This is a genomic window from Streptococcus varani, assembly GCF_001375655.1.
GTDB classification, from domain to species: domain Bacteria; phylum Bacillota; class Bacilli; order Lactobacillales; family Streptococcaceae; genus Streptococcus; species Streptococcus varani.
This window is the reverse complement of record NZ_CTEN01000002.1, coordinates 295022-311221: the sequence shown is the minus strand read 5'-3', so window position 1 is coordinate 311221 and position 16200 is coordinate 295022. Positions and strand designations below refer to the sequence as shown.

At 39.8% G+C, this 16200-nt stretch carries 13 protein-coding genes and 2 pseudogenes; 10 read left to right on the top strand and 5 right to left on the bottom strand.

Annotation, left to right across the window (positions count from 1 at the left end; all coding sequences use genetic code 11):
* Window positions 1-62: 62 nt before the first annotated feature.
* Window positions 63-608 (bottom strand): hypothetical protein, encoded by a 546-nt coding sequence (locus BN1356_RS05115; protein WP_093650325.1) that lies wholly within the window; start codon window positions 606-608, stop codon window positions 63-65.
* A 73-nt stretch (window positions 609-681) separates the two neighbouring features.
* Window positions 682-1203, bottom strand: a complete 522-nt coding sequence (locus tag BN1356_RS05110) for a transcription repressor NadR (protein ID WP_093650324.1) — start codon at window positions 1201-1203, stop codon at window positions 682-684.
* Window positions 1204-1338: 135 nt separating this feature from the next.
* Between BN1356_RS05110 and BN1356_RS05105 the strand changes: the two genes are divergently transcribed.
* From BN1356_RS05105 to alaS, 4 genes are all read left to right on the top strand, one after another.
* Complete coding sequence (locus BN1356_RS05105; protein WP_093650514.1) at window positions 1339-2043, top strand: O-methyltransferase; 705 nt, start codon at window positions 1339-1341, stop codon at window positions 2041-2043.
* A 78-nt stretch (window positions 2044-2121) separates the two neighbouring features.
* Window positions 2122-3078: a peptidylprolyl isomerase gene (locus tag BN1356_RS05100; RefSeq protein ID WP_093650323.1), complete on the top strand. Its 957-nt coding sequence runs from the start codon at window positions 2122-2124 to the stop codon at window positions 3076-3078.
* A gap of 231 nt (window positions 3079-3309) precedes the next feature.
* Window positions 3310-3801 (top strand): LURP-one-related/scramblase family protein, encoded by a 492-nt coding sequence (locus tag BN1356_RS05095; protein ID WP_093650322.1) that lies wholly within the window; start codon window positions 3310-3312, stop codon window positions 3799-3801.
* Window positions 3802-4202: 401 nt separating this feature from the next.
* The gene (alaS, locus tag BN1356_RS05090; protein ID WP_093650321.1) at window positions 4203-6821 is read left to right on the top strand and encodes an alanine--tRNA ligase; all 2619 of its coding nucleotides are present in this window, start codon (window positions 4203-4205) and stop codon (window positions 6819-6821) included.
* A 65-nt stretch (window positions 6822-6886) separates the two neighbouring features.
* Here the strand turns inward: alaS and BN1356_RS12865 are convergent.
* Window positions 6887-7651 (bottom strand): annotated as a pseudogene (locus BN1356_RS12865) (ISL3 family transposase); the annotation flags it as partial.
* Window positions 7649-8869, bottom strand: a pseudogene (locus BN1356_RS12860) (ISL3 family transposase); the annotation flags it as partial. The pseudogenes BN1356_RS12860 and BN1356_RS12865, both read right to left, overlap by 3 nt.
* A gap of 295 nt (window positions 8870-9164) precedes the next feature.
* Between BN1356_RS12860 and BN1356_RS05080 the strand changes: the two are divergent.
* The 5 genes from BN1356_RS05080 to BN1356_RS05060 all read left to right on the top strand — a co-directional run bounded on the left by BN1356_RS05080 (window position 9165) and on the right by BN1356_RS05060 (window position 15409).
* The gene (locus tag BN1356_RS05080) at window positions 9165-9599 is read left to right on the top strand and encodes an SWIM zinc finger family protein (RefSeq protein WP_093650319.1); all 435 of its coding nucleotides are present in this window, start codon (window positions 9165-9167) and stop codon (window positions 9597-9599) included.
* A gap of 483 nt (window positions 9600-10082) precedes the next feature.
* Window positions 10083-11675: a hypothetical protein gene (locus tag BN1356_RS05075; RefSeq protein ID WP_093650318.1), complete on the top strand. Its 1593-nt coding sequence runs from the start codon at window positions 10083-10085 to the stop codon at window positions 11673-11675.
* 189 nt (window positions 11676-11864) lie between these two features.
* The gene (locus tag BN1356_RS05070; protein ID WP_093650317.1) at window positions 11865-13097 is read left to right on the top strand and encodes an SPFH domain-containing protein; all 1233 of its coding nucleotides are present in this window, start codon (window positions 11865-11867) and stop codon (window positions 13095-13097) included.
* A gap of 37 nt (window positions 13098-13134) precedes the next feature.
* Window positions 13135-14223 (top strand): TFIIB-type zinc ribbon-containing protein, encoded by a 1089-nt coding sequence (locus tag BN1356_RS05065; RefSeq protein WP_093650316.1) that lies wholly within the window; start codon window positions 13135-13137, stop codon window positions 14221-14223.
* Window positions 14224-14233: 10 nt separating this feature from the next.
* Complete coding sequence (locus BN1356_RS05060) at window positions 14234-15409, top strand: TPM domain-containing protein (RefSeq protein WP_093650315.1); 1176 nt, start codon at window positions 14234-14236, stop codon at window positions 15407-15409.
* Between the two features lie 68 nt (window positions 15410-15477).
* Here the strand turns inward: BN1356_RS05060 and BN1356_RS05055 are convergent, their stop codons facing one another.
* On the bottom strand, window positions 15478-15804 hold the full coding sequence (locus BN1356_RS05055; RefSeq protein ID WP_093650314.1) for a hypothetical protein: 327 nt from the start codon (window positions 15802-15804) through the stop codon (window positions 15478-15480).
* Between the two features lie 156 nt (window positions 15805-15960).
* Here BN1356_RS05055 and BN1356_RS05050 point away from each other — a divergent pair, with 156 nt between their 5' ends.
* A complete protein-coding gene (locus tag BN1356_RS05050; protein ID WP_093650313.1) occupies window positions 15961-16194 on the top strand; it encodes a DUF1146 family protein in 234 nt (77 codons plus the stop codon).
* Window positions 16195-16200: the final 6 nt, after the last annotated feature.

The following is a 16200-nucleotide window of genomic DNA, read 5'->3' as shown; positions in this document are numbered from 1 at the left end:
ACTTTTTCTAGTTGCTTTCAAGAATCAAAAACAATCAGCACTCGAGTGGAAGTGCTGATTGTTTATTTTTTAAGAGAAAAATCGATACCAACCTTATTTGATAAGAAACGGAAGAGGTAGTAGGCTAAGTAAAAATCAATAAGACCATGAACTACGGTACCCAGTCCAACCAAGCCTAAGATGGTCCAGATATAGCCTGCTTCTGTAGTGGTCGTGACTGTCAGAAGGTAGACAAGAGCAAATTCTGCGATGCCGTGGATGAGATTAATCATGACTGCAAAGAGACTTAGTGTAAGGGGTTTATCTATGAGTTTTGGGAATTTTTGTAAGATTAGTCCCCCAATAAGTACAAAGAGAAGGTGGCTTAAAGCTCGCAGGACAATAAGGAAGGGCATACCAGTAAGGAGGAAGCCAAGTGTCGTTCCAAATGCTACTAGGATAGCTACTGGTAAAGAGATGAAAAGTGCCATAAAGATGGTGACATGACTGGCCAGAGTGTAAGAAGCTGGCGGAATAACAATCTTAGCCGGCATCATCATCGGAATCAAAATACCAAAGGCGATTAAAATGGCCGTAAAAGCCATTGATTTGTTTCTTGTCTTCTTCATTGGAACTCCTTTTAGTGACTTCTATTATAAAAGAAAACAGTACAGGTGTCAAGACACCTGTACTGTTTGTAGTTTATTCTTCCTTCATTAAATATCCTCGATTATCTAAAGCTTCTTTAATCGTATCAAAGATATCCTTAGATGGGCAAGCTATCGTATGCAAATGAATGCCTTGTGTCAAACTCGAGAGAAGAGTGGCCTTGGAGGAGTTCATTTTTTCTGCGAAATTCAGTACGTCTTCTATAGTGGAGATATTGAGAGCAGCTGTCAGCATACCATAGACAGGGTGCTCGATTTCGACATCCAATATTCTACCACCATTCTCTACAATTAGTTTTAGTTCATCTTGCGACTCTTCTAGACTATGGCAGCAAACAAGTTTTCCTTTGTAGTCGTGAGATATAAGATTATTGGCTAAAAGGTAACCACGTGGGGTGGAGAGAATGTCCTGATTATTGGCACGAAGGAGTGCGACATCACCGACAATAACTTGGCGACTCACCCCTAACTGATGAGCCAGTTGACTAGCTGAAATGGCCTGACTAGTTTTACCTAAGATCTCGATAATGGTTTGTCGACGCTGAGTGGCTTTCATGAGAACTCTCCCTAAAACAAGATTTTATTTTCTTTCATCATATCATAAATTGGCTCATTAGGCATATACTTGAAAATTTCTAGTTTTAGGAAAAATGTTTTGAAAAAGAAAGTAAATCAGGTTATAATAAAAGACATGGTTGAATCATATAGTAAAAACGCAAATCACAATATGCGCCGTCCTGTTGTCAAGGAAGAAATTGTAGATTTTATGCGGACTCGTCAAGCGCAGAATACAGGATTTTTAAAAGAATTAGAAGACTTTGCTCGTCAGGAAAATATTCCCATTATCCCGCATGAAACAGTAGCTTATTTTCGACTTCTCATGCAGACCTTGCAACCCGAAAATATTCTTGAAATCGGAACCGCTATTGGTTTTTCAGCTCTCTTAATGGCTGAAAATAGTCCACACTCAAAGATTTCGACTATCGAACGAAACGATGAAATGCTCTCTTTTGCCAGAAAAAATTTAGCTCAGTTTGATAGTCGACAGCAGATTGAACTGTTAGAAGGAGATGCTTTAGAAGTTCTTCCTCAACTGCCGGATAATCATTTTGATTTTGTCTTCATGGATTCGGCTAAATCAAAATACATCGTCTTTCTTCCGGAGGTTTTGAAAAAACTTAAAGTTGGTGGCTTAATCATTCTGGATGATATCTTTCAAGGCGGTGATGTGGCAAGGGATATAATGGAAGTCAGACGAGGACAACGGACCATTTATCGCGGGCTACAGGGACTTTTCGATGCGACTTTAGACAATCCAGACTTGACGGCCTCTTTGGTATCCATGAGCGATGGTTTGCTCATGATTCGAAAAAATGTCGCTAATGTTAGCCTATAAATCAAAGAAATTTAAGCAAGTTTTAAGCTTTTATGGTATAATACCAAAGTTAAGGAAAAAAGGAGAATCAATTTAAAAATGAAATCTAAAAAAATCATTGCAGGTGCAGTAACACTTTTAGCAGCAGCGACTTTAGCAGCATGTTCAGGTTCCGCTGGTAAAGACATTATTTCCATGAAAGGCGGCACTATCACTTCATCAGAATTTTATGAAGAAGTAAAACACAATTCAGCAGCACAACAAGTCCTCCTTCAAATGGTCATCAATGATGTTTTTGACGCAAAGTATGGTAAAGAAGTTTCTTCTAAAGAGGTTGATGAAGCATATAATGACATGGCTAAACAGTACGGTGATCAATTTGATCAAGCACTGGCATCAGCTGGTTTGACAAAAGAAAGCTACAAAGAACAAATCCGTACCAATAAATTGGTTGAGTATGCAGTCGAAGAAGCAGCGAAAAAAGAGTTGACAGATGAAAACTACAAGGCTGCCTTCGAGAAATACACTCCAAAAGTTGAAGCTCGTATTATTAAGTTAGCAGATGAAGCAAAAGCCAAAGAAATTCTTGCTAAGGCCCAAGAGCAAGGCGCTGATTTTGCAAAATTAGCTCAGGATAACTCAGCAGATGCGACTGCTAAGGATGGTGGAAAAGTAACTTTTGATTCTACATCCACTGAGGTTCCGACAGAGGTTCAAACAGCTATCTTCTCCTTGGATGAAGGGCAAGTTGGAGCAGCTTTGGTACCTGTTGTTGATATGGCTACTTATAAGGCAGACTACTATATCGTTAAATTGGATAGTAAGACAAAGAAATCTGACAAGTGGGAAGATTACAAAGATGTCTTGAAAGATTCAATCGTATCAACTAAACAACATGATTCTGAGTTCATCACAGGTGTTGTTTCAAAAGCTCTTCAGGATGCTAATGTAAAAGTAAAAGATCAAGCTTTCCAAAATGTTCTCTCACAATATATCTCAACTGGTGAAAAATCAGCAACTACAGAAGCACCTACAACTGAGAAATCTGACAAGTAAGACTTGACCTAGGCTATAAAAATCAGTATAATTAAGTGTTAAGATTTGTTTTTCAATGATTGGATTCAGAAAAATGGCGGTTGCTGCGAGCCATGGACAATTAGGAAGACTCGCTCCTTAATGCTACAATCGAATAAACAAAATGAGATGACAAGTTCATGAAATGAAGGTGGTACCGCGGAAAACTCGCCCTTCGTTGACTGGGCTTGTCTTTGTTTTTTGGAGGTGATCATGAAGGCTTTTCAACTAAAACAAGAAATGTGGTCCTTAGGCGGTCACTTCACCATCTCTGATGAGTTTGGGATCCCCAACTATCAGGTTATGGGGAGTTTCTTACACATTCCCAAGACCTATAGTATTAAGGATATGGAAGGCAATTTAGTCAGTCAGATAGAAAAGGAATTTTTTAGTTTTTTGCCCAAGTTCAAAGTACATTTGGCCTGTGGACAAGATTTTATTCTGCGCAAGGATATGACTCTTTTAAAGCCTCGCTACCATATTGACAATTTGAATATGATTATTCAAGGCGATCTCTGGGATATGGACTTTAACCTGATTCAAGAAGATAAAGTTCTGGCTAAAATTTCGCAAGAATGGCTAAATGTATCCTCTATATACAATATTGAAGTTCATGAGGAAGCACTCTCTGATCTCGTTATTTCTCTCGTCGTGGCTATTGATTGTGTGAAAGAAATGGAAGGTGGTACCTCCAGAGGTAGCTAAATGATACGATGTCACTAAAAATTAAAAGGAACTGAATTCGTCCTGTGATTGTCGTTTTCTGATTTCTTTCAACTTACAAAAAATATTTAAAGAAAGGAAGTTTGGTTAGTTAGTCTAACTGAACCCGGGACTAATTTCTTAAGAAAAAAGATAAATCTTCCTAGGCGTCTATCGCCTGCGTCAGGTTCCCTATTTTTCTACAGAAATTTTCGGGAAGCCGAAACGTCCCTTGGTATCTTTCAAGTTTTGTTTATTATTCTTATAACTACTTATTATTTAAAGAAAGGAACTGAATTCGTCCTGTGATTATCAGAAAATAGATAGTCTTTCTAAGATGCAAGCATCTGTCGGCAGACTCCTAATTTTCTATCCAATCACGGTCGGACTCTATATCTTATATTATGAAACAAATGTCTTCTGCTCAAATCCGTCAAATGTGGTTGGATTTCTGGAAATCAAAAGGGCACGCTGTGGAGCCTTCTGCAAATCTTGTGCCAGTCAATGACCCAACTTTGTTGTGGATTAACTCTGGTGTTGCAACACTTAAAAAATATTTCGATGGATCTGTTATTCCTGAAAATCCACGGATTACGAACTCTCAAAAATCAATCCGTACCAACGATATCGAGAATGTCGGTAAAACAGCTCGTCACCATACTCTCTTTGAAATGTTGGGCAATTTCTCTATCGGGGATTACTTCCGTGATGAGGCCATTGAGTGGGCTTTTGAACTCTTGACCAGTCCAGAATGGTTTGATTTTCCTAAAGATAAACTCTACATGACCTATTATCCGGCTGACATGGATTCATACAACCGATGGATTGCTTGTGGTGTGGATCCAAGTCACTTGATTCCTTTGGAAGGAAATTTCTGGGAAATCGGTGCGGGTCCTTCAGGTCCGGATACAGAAATCTTCTTTGACCGCGGTCCTGAATTCGATCCAGAAAACCAAGGCATTCATCTCTTAGAAGAAGACTTGGAAAATGACCGCTACATCGAAATTTGGAATATCGTCTTGTCTCAATTCAATGCAGATCCAGAAGTGCCACGTTCTGAATACAAGGAATTACCAAACAAGAACATTGATACGGGCGCAGGTTTGGAGCGTTTTGCGGCAGTGATCCAAGGGGCAAAAACTAACTTTGAAACAGACCTCTTCATGCCTATTATCCGTGAAGTGGAGAAACTTTCTGGAAAAACTTATGATCCAGATGGTGATAATATGAGCTTTAAGGTCATTGCTGACCATATTCGTGCTTTGTCCTTTGCTATCGGTGATGGTGCTCTTCCAGGAAATGAAGGTCGCGGCTATGTACTTCGCCGCCTCCTACGTCGTGCTGTTATGCACGGCCGTCGTTTGGGCGTTAATGAAACCTTCCTTTACAAATTGGTGGTAACGGTTGGCCAAATCATGGAATCTTATTACCCAGAGGTACTTGAAAAACGCGACTTTATCGAGAAAATCGTCAAACGCGAAGAAGAAACCTTTGCTCGGACCATCGATGCTGGATCCGGTCACTTGGACTCGCTTCTAGCTGATTTGAAGACTGCTGGTAAGGATACTCTTGAAGGAAAAGATATCTTTAAGCTCTACGATACATACGGATTCCCAGTTGAATTGACAGAAGAAATGGCTGAAGATCAAGGATTTAAGATTGACCATGATGGCTTCAAGGCCGCTATGAAAGAGCAGCAAGACCGTGCGCGTGCCAGTGTCGTTAAAGGCGGCTCTATGGGCATGCAAAATGAAACCCTTGCTGGAATTGTGGAAACTTCTGTCTTTGAGTACTACAATGAAGTCTTAGATAGCACGCTTTCTGTTATCATCACGGACAATGAGCGCTCAGAAGTTGTTTCTGAAGGGCAAGCTCTTCTTGTCTTTGCGAAAACACCGTTCTATGCTGAGATGGGTGGACAGGTTGCTGACCACGGTGTCATTAAAAATGACAAGGGCGATATTGTGGCGCGTGTCACAGATGTTCAAAAGGCTCCAAATGGCCAAGCCCTTCATACAGTTGATGTCTTGGCTAGTCTAGCAGTCGGTACAAACTATACCCTAGAGATTGATAGCAAGCGTCGTCGTTCAGTGGAGAAAAATCATACAGCCACTCACTTGCTTCATGCAGCTCTTCACCATGTGATTGGGGAACATGCTACGCAGGCTGGTTCCCTCAATGATGCAGAGGTTCTTCGTTTTGACTTCACTCACTTTGAAGCAGTAACTGCAGATGAACTCCGTCGCATCGAAGAAGAAGTTAATCAAGTGATTTGGCAGGATCTGGCTGTTGAAACTGTTGAAACAGATATTGATACAGCTAAAACAATGGGGGCTATGTCTCTCTTCGGTGAAAAATATGGTAAGAATGTCCGTGTAGTGAAAATTGGTGATTATTCCATCGAACTTTGTGGGGGTACTCACCTTGCTAACACCTCTGAAATTGGTCTCTTCAAGATTGTGAAAGAAGAAGGGATTGGATCAGGAACTCGTCGTATCTTTGCAGTGACAGGTCAACAAGCCTTTGAAACTTATCGTTCCCAAGAGGATGCTCTTAAGGAAGTGGCTAAAGCTGTGAAAGCACCTCAACTAAAAGATGTTCCAGCCAAGGTTATTGCTCTGACAGAGCACGTTCGTGAATTGCAAAAAGAAGTGGCAGAACTCAAAGAAAAAGCAGCGGCAGCTGCAGCTGGTGATGTCTTCAAGGATGTTCAGGAAGCCAACAACTTGCGTTACATTGCTAGCCAAGTTTCGGTGACAGATGCAGGTGCCCTTCGAACTTTTGCAGATAACTGGAAACAAAAAGACTACTCAGATGTTTTGGTCCTTGTAGCAGCAATCGGTGACAAGGTCAATGTCCTTGTTGCGAGCAAGTCTAAAGAGGCTCATGCTGGTAACCTTGTCAAGGTTCTCGCTCCAATCGTCGCAGGGCGTGGTGGTGGTAAACCAGACATGGCTATGGCCGGCGGTTCAGATGCTAGCAAGATTCAAGAACTCTTGGCAGCGGTAGCTGAGAATTTGTAGCATAAAGAAAAGCAAAATAGCAAATCATATTGGCTCTTTGTCAACTGTAGTGGGTTGCTGAAAAGTCATAACCTGGAGAGGACCAACTTGGTTCTCTTCTTTTTGATGTTCAAAGCGATGAGAATTCTTAATTTAAAGTTGTCAAAGTTCCGGAAACCAAAGGCATTACGCTTAATGACTTTGATGAGGTTGTTAGTAGCGTCTAGTTTGGCGTTTGAATAGGGGAGTTCTAATGCGTTAATGATCTTGTCCTTATCCTTCAAAAAGGTTTTAAAAATAGTTTGAAAGATGGGATTTACGCTGGGAAGCAGCTCCTCAATGAGGTCAAAGAAATGTTCAGCTTGCTTCTTTTGAAAATGAAAAAGCAATAGTTGGTAAAGTTCATAGTGTTCTCGAAGTTCCTGCGAGTAAGAAAGTAGTTTTTTAAGAATCTCTTTGTTGGTTAAATGCATCCGAAAAGTAGGGCGATAAAAGCGTTTATCGCTGAGTTTACGGCTATCCTGTTGAATGAGTTTCCAGTAGCTTTTTAGCGCCTTGTATTCATGAGATTTTCTGTCAAACTGCTTCATGATTTGGATGCGCAGATGGTTCATGGCCCGACTCATATGTTGGACGATATGAAAGCGATCGAGGACAATTTTAGCGTTTGGAAATAATTTTTTAGCGATATCGTAGTAAGGACTAAACATGTCCATAGTGATGACTTTGACTCGGTTTCTCACCTGTCTGGAATAGCGGAGGAAGTGATTGCGAATGGTCGTTTGTGTTCGTCCATCTAGAATAGCTAAGATAGTAAGCGAGTCAAAATCTTGTGCGATGAAGCTCATTTTGATGTTCAAAGCGATGAGAATTCTTAATTTAAAGTTGTCAAAGTTCCGGAAACCAAAGGCATTACGCTTAATGACTTTGATGAGGTTGTTAGTAGCGTCTAGTTTGGCGTTTGAATAGGGGAGTTCTAATGCGTTAATGATCTTGTCCTTATCCTTCAAAAAGGTTTTAAAAATAGTTTGAAAGATGGGATTTACGCTGGGAAGCAGCTCCTCAATGAGGTCAAAGAAATGTTCAGCTTGCTTCTTTTGAAAATGAAAAAGCAATAGTTGGTAAAGTTCATAGTGTTCTCGAAGTTCCTGCGAGTAAGAAAGTAGTTTTTTAAGAATCTCTTTGTTGGTTAAATGCATCCGAAAAGTAGGGCGATAAAAGCGTTTATCGCTGAGTTTACGGCTATCCTGTTGAATGAGTTTCCAGTAGCTTTTTAGCGCCTTGTATTCATGAGATTTTCTGTCAAACTGCTTCATGATTTGGATGCGCAGATGGTTCATGGCCCGACTCATATGTTGGACGATATGAAAGCGATCGAGGACAATTTTAGCGTTTGGAAATAATTTTTTAGCGATATCGTAGTAAGGACTAAACATGTCCATAGTGATGACTTTGACTCGGTTTCTCACCTGTCTGGAATAGCGGAGGAAGTGATTGCGAATGGTCGTTTGTGTTCGTCCATCTAGAATAGCTAAGATAGTAAGCGAGTCAAAATCTTGTGCGATGAAGCTCATTTTGCCCTTCTTGAAACTATATTCATCCCAGCTCATGTGAGCTGGGAGCCAAGTTAGGTCAGTCTTGAATTGGAACTCCTTGAGTTTGCGAATGACTGTTGAAGTGGATACGGCCAAGCATTCAGCGATGTCTGTCATAGAAGCTTTCTCAATCAGCTTTTGAGCAATCTTATGGTTAACAATAGCTGGTATTTGATGATTCTTCTTGACCAGAGAAGTTTCTGCGACAGCTATTTTTCCGCAATCCTGACAACGAAAACGACGTTTCCTTAAACGAATTAAGGTCTTATATCCAGCACATTCCAGATAGGGGATTTTAGATTCTTTTTGGAGGTCATATTTAGCCATCTGACCATGACAGTTGTGGCATTTAGGAGCCGGATAGTCAAGTTTAGCGATGACTTCTTTATGAGTTCCAGCGTCCACATAATCTGAAATGGTGATATTAGGGTCTTTTATTCCAAGTAAGTTTGTGATAAAATCAAATTGTTCCATATGAGTCTTTCTAAAATGATGGTTTTGTCGCTTTTCATTATAGGTCATATGGGACTTTTTGTATACACTCAAAAAGGCTCCATAACCTCCATAGTGGTCTTACCCACTACAGAAATTATAGAGCCATCATATTGCAGTTGGAGAGGCCTAAGCGCCTCTCTTTTGCATAAATAAATGATGTTTAGTGTTTTGGTTTCTAAGAAAACAGGGTTTGATTTGGCAAGACTAACTCATTATGTTGGAAAATGTCATTTCATGTTAAAATGGAATAAATAAAATATGGAGGAAATTGGAGATGAGTCTGATTGAATTAGCGAGCAATCGTTCCCTTTGGCGTGGAGTTTACTATTATGAAGATGGTATGGTGATGAGTTTTGAAAAAGTTTCAGAGACAATTTTTGCTGGTAAAGTCAGGGGAAATCATTCGCTTCCATATAATCTTATATTGGACATTTCACACCCACGAAAGTCAACTTGTACTTGCCCTTTTGCTGAGGGTAGAAGAGTCATTTGTAAACACATGATTGCCCTTTATTTCACCATTTTTCCAGATGCTTATGAGAACTTTATGAAAGAAGTTGCGGCATGGGAGCTAGAAGAGGCTGAAAGCAAGGAGCAGCACGTAGAGGAGCTTAGAAATGATATCGCTAAATTAAGTAGGAAAGAATTACAGGACCATCTACTGAATGCTTGGTTAGAAATGGAAGAATTACGAGGTGATAGCTGGTAAGAGAATGGAAAAAGTAAAGAGTTCGGTTTGTTCAAACTCTACTTGAATCATCAGAAATCAGAAACAAACCCATTTCTGTGGAGATGCATCTAGAAGGATAAAAAACTATATCAGAACTCAAGAAGGAAGGCTCAAGCAGAGATTCGGAGGAAAGATTTCCTATTCAATTCCAACTTTCTAGTTGTGTGCAAGATTTTCTTACCTTGTTGCACTTAAAATCATGATAGAATTTATCTTTGGTCAGCTGTAATTCTTAAGATAAGCTTGAAAGACTAACCCCCAAGAGAGACATTCTACCCCACTATGACCTGATGAATGAAGAGACTATCCACTTCATACTACTTCAAAAATATAGAAGAGAACTAGTATCGGGTGTGACAGGTTGCCTGTTAGAAAAAAGAAAATTAAAATGAAAAGTGATATAATTAGTAAACATTACTTCTTAAAAGAAAATACTTGTTTTATAAAAGATTGGAGATTATTTTGGAAGAAAAGAAAATAGATGTTAGCAAACAGATTTATCTGTTTTTTGGTTTGATACTCTTTGCCTTTGTCAATGTCTTTCTATTTGATAATAAAGAGGGGATTGGTTTTTCTGTTTTCTCAACCATCACACTGCTGACGATTGGACTTTTATCTCAGCGTCCCTTGCTACGAATTTTAGGGATTGTTTCCTATTTGGTCAATCTCATTGTGGCTATTTTTGGCTTTAATTATCTAGGGTGGTTGACAGGAGTACAAGCTATTGAATTAATTTTTATTGTTTGGTATCTCTATCCTAAAGAAACCTTCTTAAAGGCAGATGCAACGGATAAATTTACCTACCGTTTTCGTTGGCAACAATTGCTCCTGACTGCAGCGATGTCCCTTGGTATATATGTGGTATTCAATATTGCTAGTTCCCTCTGGAATGGTTCTTTCTTGGAGTATGGTGGCAATACAGCCCTAATTTTTGGAATTCAGTATTTTCTTTATAGTTCTTTGGTTAAATCGAGAACCAATGAAGCTAGATTTGTTGCTAATTTAGAAGAGGCTCATAAGGTTATGGAAGAGCTTCAGGTTAAATCTCTTGAAAATCCTCAGTTTCTTCATAAAAAGCCTGTTTTACCAAGTTTAGCTTCAGATAACTTTATCAAAATGGCTGCTATTTGGTTGGTGGTGATGGACCTATCCATTTTATCCTACCTCATCAGACCCAATGATATTGGTTTTGGTATCGGTGCCTTCTTTGTTCTGCTTAGTATCGTTCTCTCCCTTTTTGTTAAAACGATTGAGAACAAAGCTGATGTTTTCTCGGTGATTTATCATAAGATTCGTCCCGTTCAGCCTGTTTTCTTTATTATTCTGTTGATTGCGAATGCCCATAAATTCAGCTATGGAGCTGCCTATGCTCTCCTCTTTGCAGCGGCTTATTTCATCTGGGCTATTAATAAAATCAATATGAAAACACTCTTGACCGCAACAATTTTAATCTATTTTTTCCCAATCTTCGGTTATATTTCAAATCCATTCCGCCTTGGTGCTAGGAATATGAATCAGGTCTTTAAAATGGTAACAGATAGAGGGAGAGTGGATTACTTCAATATCGGGTCATTCCTCAATTTAAATCCCTATAGTTGGTATGATATTGACCATTCAGATGATACTTTTAGCCAAGAAGATTTAGAGGAAAGTAGCCGTGCAATCAGCGAAAACTTGACGATTGATAAAGATGCTAATTACGAATATGCTGGTGTTTGGGATGGGCAAGATTTTGATTTGACTCTTAGTTATATATTTGATGGCAAGGTCAGTATTGAGGCGAATGGAACCTATGAGGAGTTAATCCTTGAAAATTTATCCAGCAAATATGCTAGCATGAAGACTCTTAGTTCTAACGATGAGGAAAATCGACGCTACAAGGACTATTATCTCATGGGGCAAGTTTCATCAGATTATGGAAGTTACCATATCTACTTAGAAATGGATGAAGCCTGGATCAAAGCATATGAAGCAGATCCGAGCGCTGTCAAATTTAATATCTTGATTCTAGGTGAGGATATTGAACCAGAAGATGTCTATGGAATCAATCTATAATTTATTACTATACATAAAGGAAGCCGATGGCTTCTTTTTTTAGGAAATTGCATCTATTTTCAAATATTTTTGTCCGATTTGTGTAAAAAAAGAGTATAATGATATTATATGAAAACGCTTTTGTGGCGGACTAAGTAAATCTGAAATAGTTTGCCACAACTCTCATCTAATCAGAAAAAGGAGTTTAATATGGGACTAATTAAAGCAGGCGTGGGAGCCATAGGCGGTGTGCTGGCTGATCAGTGGAAAGAATTTTTCTCTTGTAACGCCTTATCGAATGATGTTTTGGTAGCTAAAGGTGTGAAAAATACCTCTGCCCGTTCGTCAAACACTAAGGGTAGTGACAATGTGATCACAAGTGGTTCAGGAATCATTGTGGCTGATGGGCAATGTATGATGATTGTGGAACAAGGCAAGGTAGTTGAAGTCTGTGCCGAACCAGGTCAATTTATTTATGACAATTCTATCGCGCCAACCGTTTTTTCTGGTAATTTGGGTGAGTCCATCATGGCTACCTTTAAGGAAATTGGTAAACGATTTACTTACGGCGGACAAGCGGCAGCTGACCAGCGAGTATACTATTTTAATACAAAAGAACTCATGGACAATAAATTTGGGACACCTAGTCCCATTATGTTCCGTGTAGTGGATCATAATATCAAATTGGATTTGGATGTTAGCTTGCGCTGCTCAGGTCTCTATTCTTACCGGATTACTGACCCTCTTCTTTTCTATACAAATGTAACGGGGAATGTGGACCGTGAGTATCGTCGAGAAGAAATTGATAACCAGCTCAAAACAGAATTTATTAGTGCTCTACAACCAGCTTTAGCAAAAATTTCTGAATTACAAGTTCGACCAAGTGCCCTACCAGCACATGCTGAAGAGTTATCTATGGCAATGAACCAAGTTTTAACCCAAAAATGGGCTGAAAAACGTGGAATTTCAGTTGTCTCTGTCGCAATGAATCCAATCACTTTGACAGAAGAATATGAAGAAATGTTGCGTCAAGCTCAGGGTGCAGCTATCTACCGGGATGCCAATATGGCGGGTGCAGCGATGACGGCGGCAACGGCAGATGCTATGCGTTCTGCTGCTGAAAATCCAAACGGTGCTTTCATGGGTTACATGGGTATGGGAATGGCCCAGCAGGCAGGTGGTGTGGATACCAAGGCTCTTTATGAAATGGGTCAAAAACAGCAAGTTCAAGAAGCAAGAAGCCATCAGGAGAGTTCACAAGCAGGCGCAAGAAGTTGGACTTGTCCAGATTGTCAGACGAGCAATACTGGAAATTTCTGTAGTAATTGTGGCAAGGAAAAACCTGCTGTATCAGCTGCTAAATTCTGCAGCAACTGCGGTTGGCAAGTCACAGATCCAAGCAATCCTCCAAAATTCTGCCCAGAGTGTGGAACAGCTTTCTAATTTGGCGCGTACATGCCAAGTATAAGGAGGTGAAGCCATGGCAGAAGTAATCGAATACAAATGTCCCAACTGTTCCGGAGCAATCGTCTTCGACTCCAGCATTCAAAAAATGAAGTGTCCTTATTGTGATTCTGAGTTGGAGATGGACAGTCTTAAGAAATTAGATGAAGAATTAAAAGACCTACCAGCTTCTGAGGATTTAAGTTGGGAAAAAACAAGTGGGCAGCAGTGGCAAGACCACGAGGCAGAAGAGATGAGGGTTTACGTCTGCCAATCCTGTGGCGGAGAATTAGTGACAGAACAGACGACTGCTGCAACTTCCTGTCCGTACTGTGATAATCCTGTTGTTCTCAAGGAGAGGTTGTCTGGAGATTTAAAGCCCCAATATGTCATTCCTTTTCAATTGGATAAGAATGATGCCAAGGCTGCTTTCCTAAATCATCTTAAGGGCAAAAAATTACTTCCAAGTGTCTTTAAAGATGAAAATCATATTGATGAAATAAAGGGACTCTATGTACCCTTCTGGCTCTTTGATGCGGATACCGAAGCAGATGGCAAATACAAAGGTACCATGGTTCGGCACTGGAGCGACGGCAACTACAACTATACCGAAACAAGTCATTTTGCGCTCTTACGTTCAGCAAGCATGTCCTATGAACGTGTACCTGTGGATGCCTCTAGTAAGTTAGATGATCAACTGATGCAGTCTTTAGAGCCCTTTGACTTCAAGGATGCCGTGGATTTCCAGACAGCTTATTTAGCAGGGTATCTCGCAGATCGATATGATCAAAATGCAGAGAATAGTTTGGATTTTGCCAATCAGCGAATGCGACAGTCAACACAACATGCTCTTGCGGCAACAGTCCGAGGTTACGGAAGTATTATCCAAGACGATACCAGTATTCGTTTTAAAAATGCTCATCCACTTTATGTTCTCTATCCGATCTGGTTACTCAATACCACTTGGAAAGGAAATCAGTATGTTTTTGCCATGAATGGGCAAACAGGGAAGTTTGTTGGGAATCTTCCTATGGATCAGAGAAAATATTGGAACTATTTTTTGCTTACTTTTCTTCTGGTAACACTCGTAATCTACGGGCTAGTTTGGCTCTTTTATTTAATGTAGGAGGCGCCTGATGAAAAAAAGTATTTTATTATTCCTAAGCTTTCTAGTGAGTCTTTTCTTATGCATACCTGTTTTGGCGGATGATTCGGGTTATATTCGAGAGAATTCTCAATATATGGATAGTTTGACGGAAGCAAACTTGGAAGAAGAAGCTGCTACCATTGCAGAAAAACATGATTTCCAAGTCTATTACATTAGCCTTGATTCAAATATAGAGGATTTACAAGGTTACGCTAGTGATCTCTACCAATCTCTTGCTGGAAATAAAGATGGTGTGCTACTGCTAGTCAATGAGGATAGAAGCAAATGGTATGTTCATTATGGTGGACAGGCAGAAAGTCTTTTGAACCTTCAAGATCGAGAATTTTTATATAAATCTTTTATAAAAGAGAATCAAGCATCGGATTCCATCCAATCCTATCTAGCGACCGTCAAATCTAGATTTGAAAAACCGGCTCTTTTGGTAGATAATGGCGGACTGCTCTATGATGATGAAAAGGAAGAACTCTTAGCCAAGCTGACGGAAATCAGCAAACGGCAGGGTTTAGACCTGGTCATTCTGACAGAAGATAGTCTCAATGGCCAGACAGCTCAAGAGTATGCGGATAACTATTTTGATTTTAATAGTTATGGTCAAGGCAAGGCACATGATGGTGTTCTCTTATTGGTCAGCATGACGGAGCGTGATTGGTACATCTCCACTACAGGATATGGTATCTATGCTATTACAGACGGCGGTGTTGAATACATATCAAATCAGTTTGTTAAGTACTTAAGTGCTGGTGATTATGCTCTAGCTTTCAATACCTACGCTGATTTGGTAGATCAGTTTGTCAGTCAAGCTAAGACAGATAAGCCTTATGATCGAGGGAATATGCCAAAGGAACCTCTTAGCTTACTCTGGTTGCCGGCTTCGGCTTTATTGGGTCTTTTTGTAGCATGGGCTATAACAGCTCTACTGAAAGGACAGTTACAATCAGTTCAAAATGAGTCTGGAGCAGGAAATTATATGAAAAAAGACAGCTTTAAGCTGACCAATTCACAGGATCTCTTTCTCTATCGTAATGTTACTAGTGTGCCCATTCCAAAGAATAACAATTCGAGTGGTTTTCGAGGTGGCGGTGGCTCTAGTAGTCATGGTTCCTTTTCAGGTGGTAGCCATGGCGGTGGCGGTGGAAAATTCTAAGCAAAGCGGTCAAATCTTGGCTGTTTTTTTGCAAAAAAACTCCTAAAGGTTTAGGAGAATTTAAGGGGTTAACGGGTTAGGTAAAGCAAGAATAGAAAGAAGAGGTGGATGCCCATACGGATGAGATGGTGCTTGAGTTGTGGAACTTGTCTCATATACTGGGCATTTCGGAGGGCAACGGATGAATAACCAAAGAGCCCAGCTGCGACACCGGCGAGTGCATAGAGATTACCCTTTGTTACAAAAATGATACCAAAGATGATAATAAAACTAGTCCAAAGTAAGATCCAAGCCAAGTTACGGCCACTGATATGGTGGGTAATATACCCTAAAAACGCAACATAAACAACGATAGTAACATACAAGCCTAGCAAAATAAGGGCAAAAATCTGCATAATGTTCTCCTTTTATCTTCTAACTCATTTTATTGTATTCTGATGGTAAGGGAAAAGCAACAGAAATAATATATCAAACTTCTTTCGGAGGGTCCTTATCTAGTGACTAGGTGTTTAGAAATAGCCATGCTAAGCAATTTTTGATATAATGGGTCCATGTTATTATTCTTAAAATTTATCAGTCATCTTCTTTTTATCTACATGAGCCACCAGCTCTTGACCAGCACGGTTGATTGGAGTAAATTTCTGAAAGGAAATGCTGAAAATCAGCGAAAAAATCGATTACTCGTCCTGTTTTTAGCCATATCTTTGGGCTATCTCCTTTCTACTTTTTTCCTGGACTTGATGACTATAGGACGTACATTTTCTGAATTAGTAACCAATAAATAAAATCAA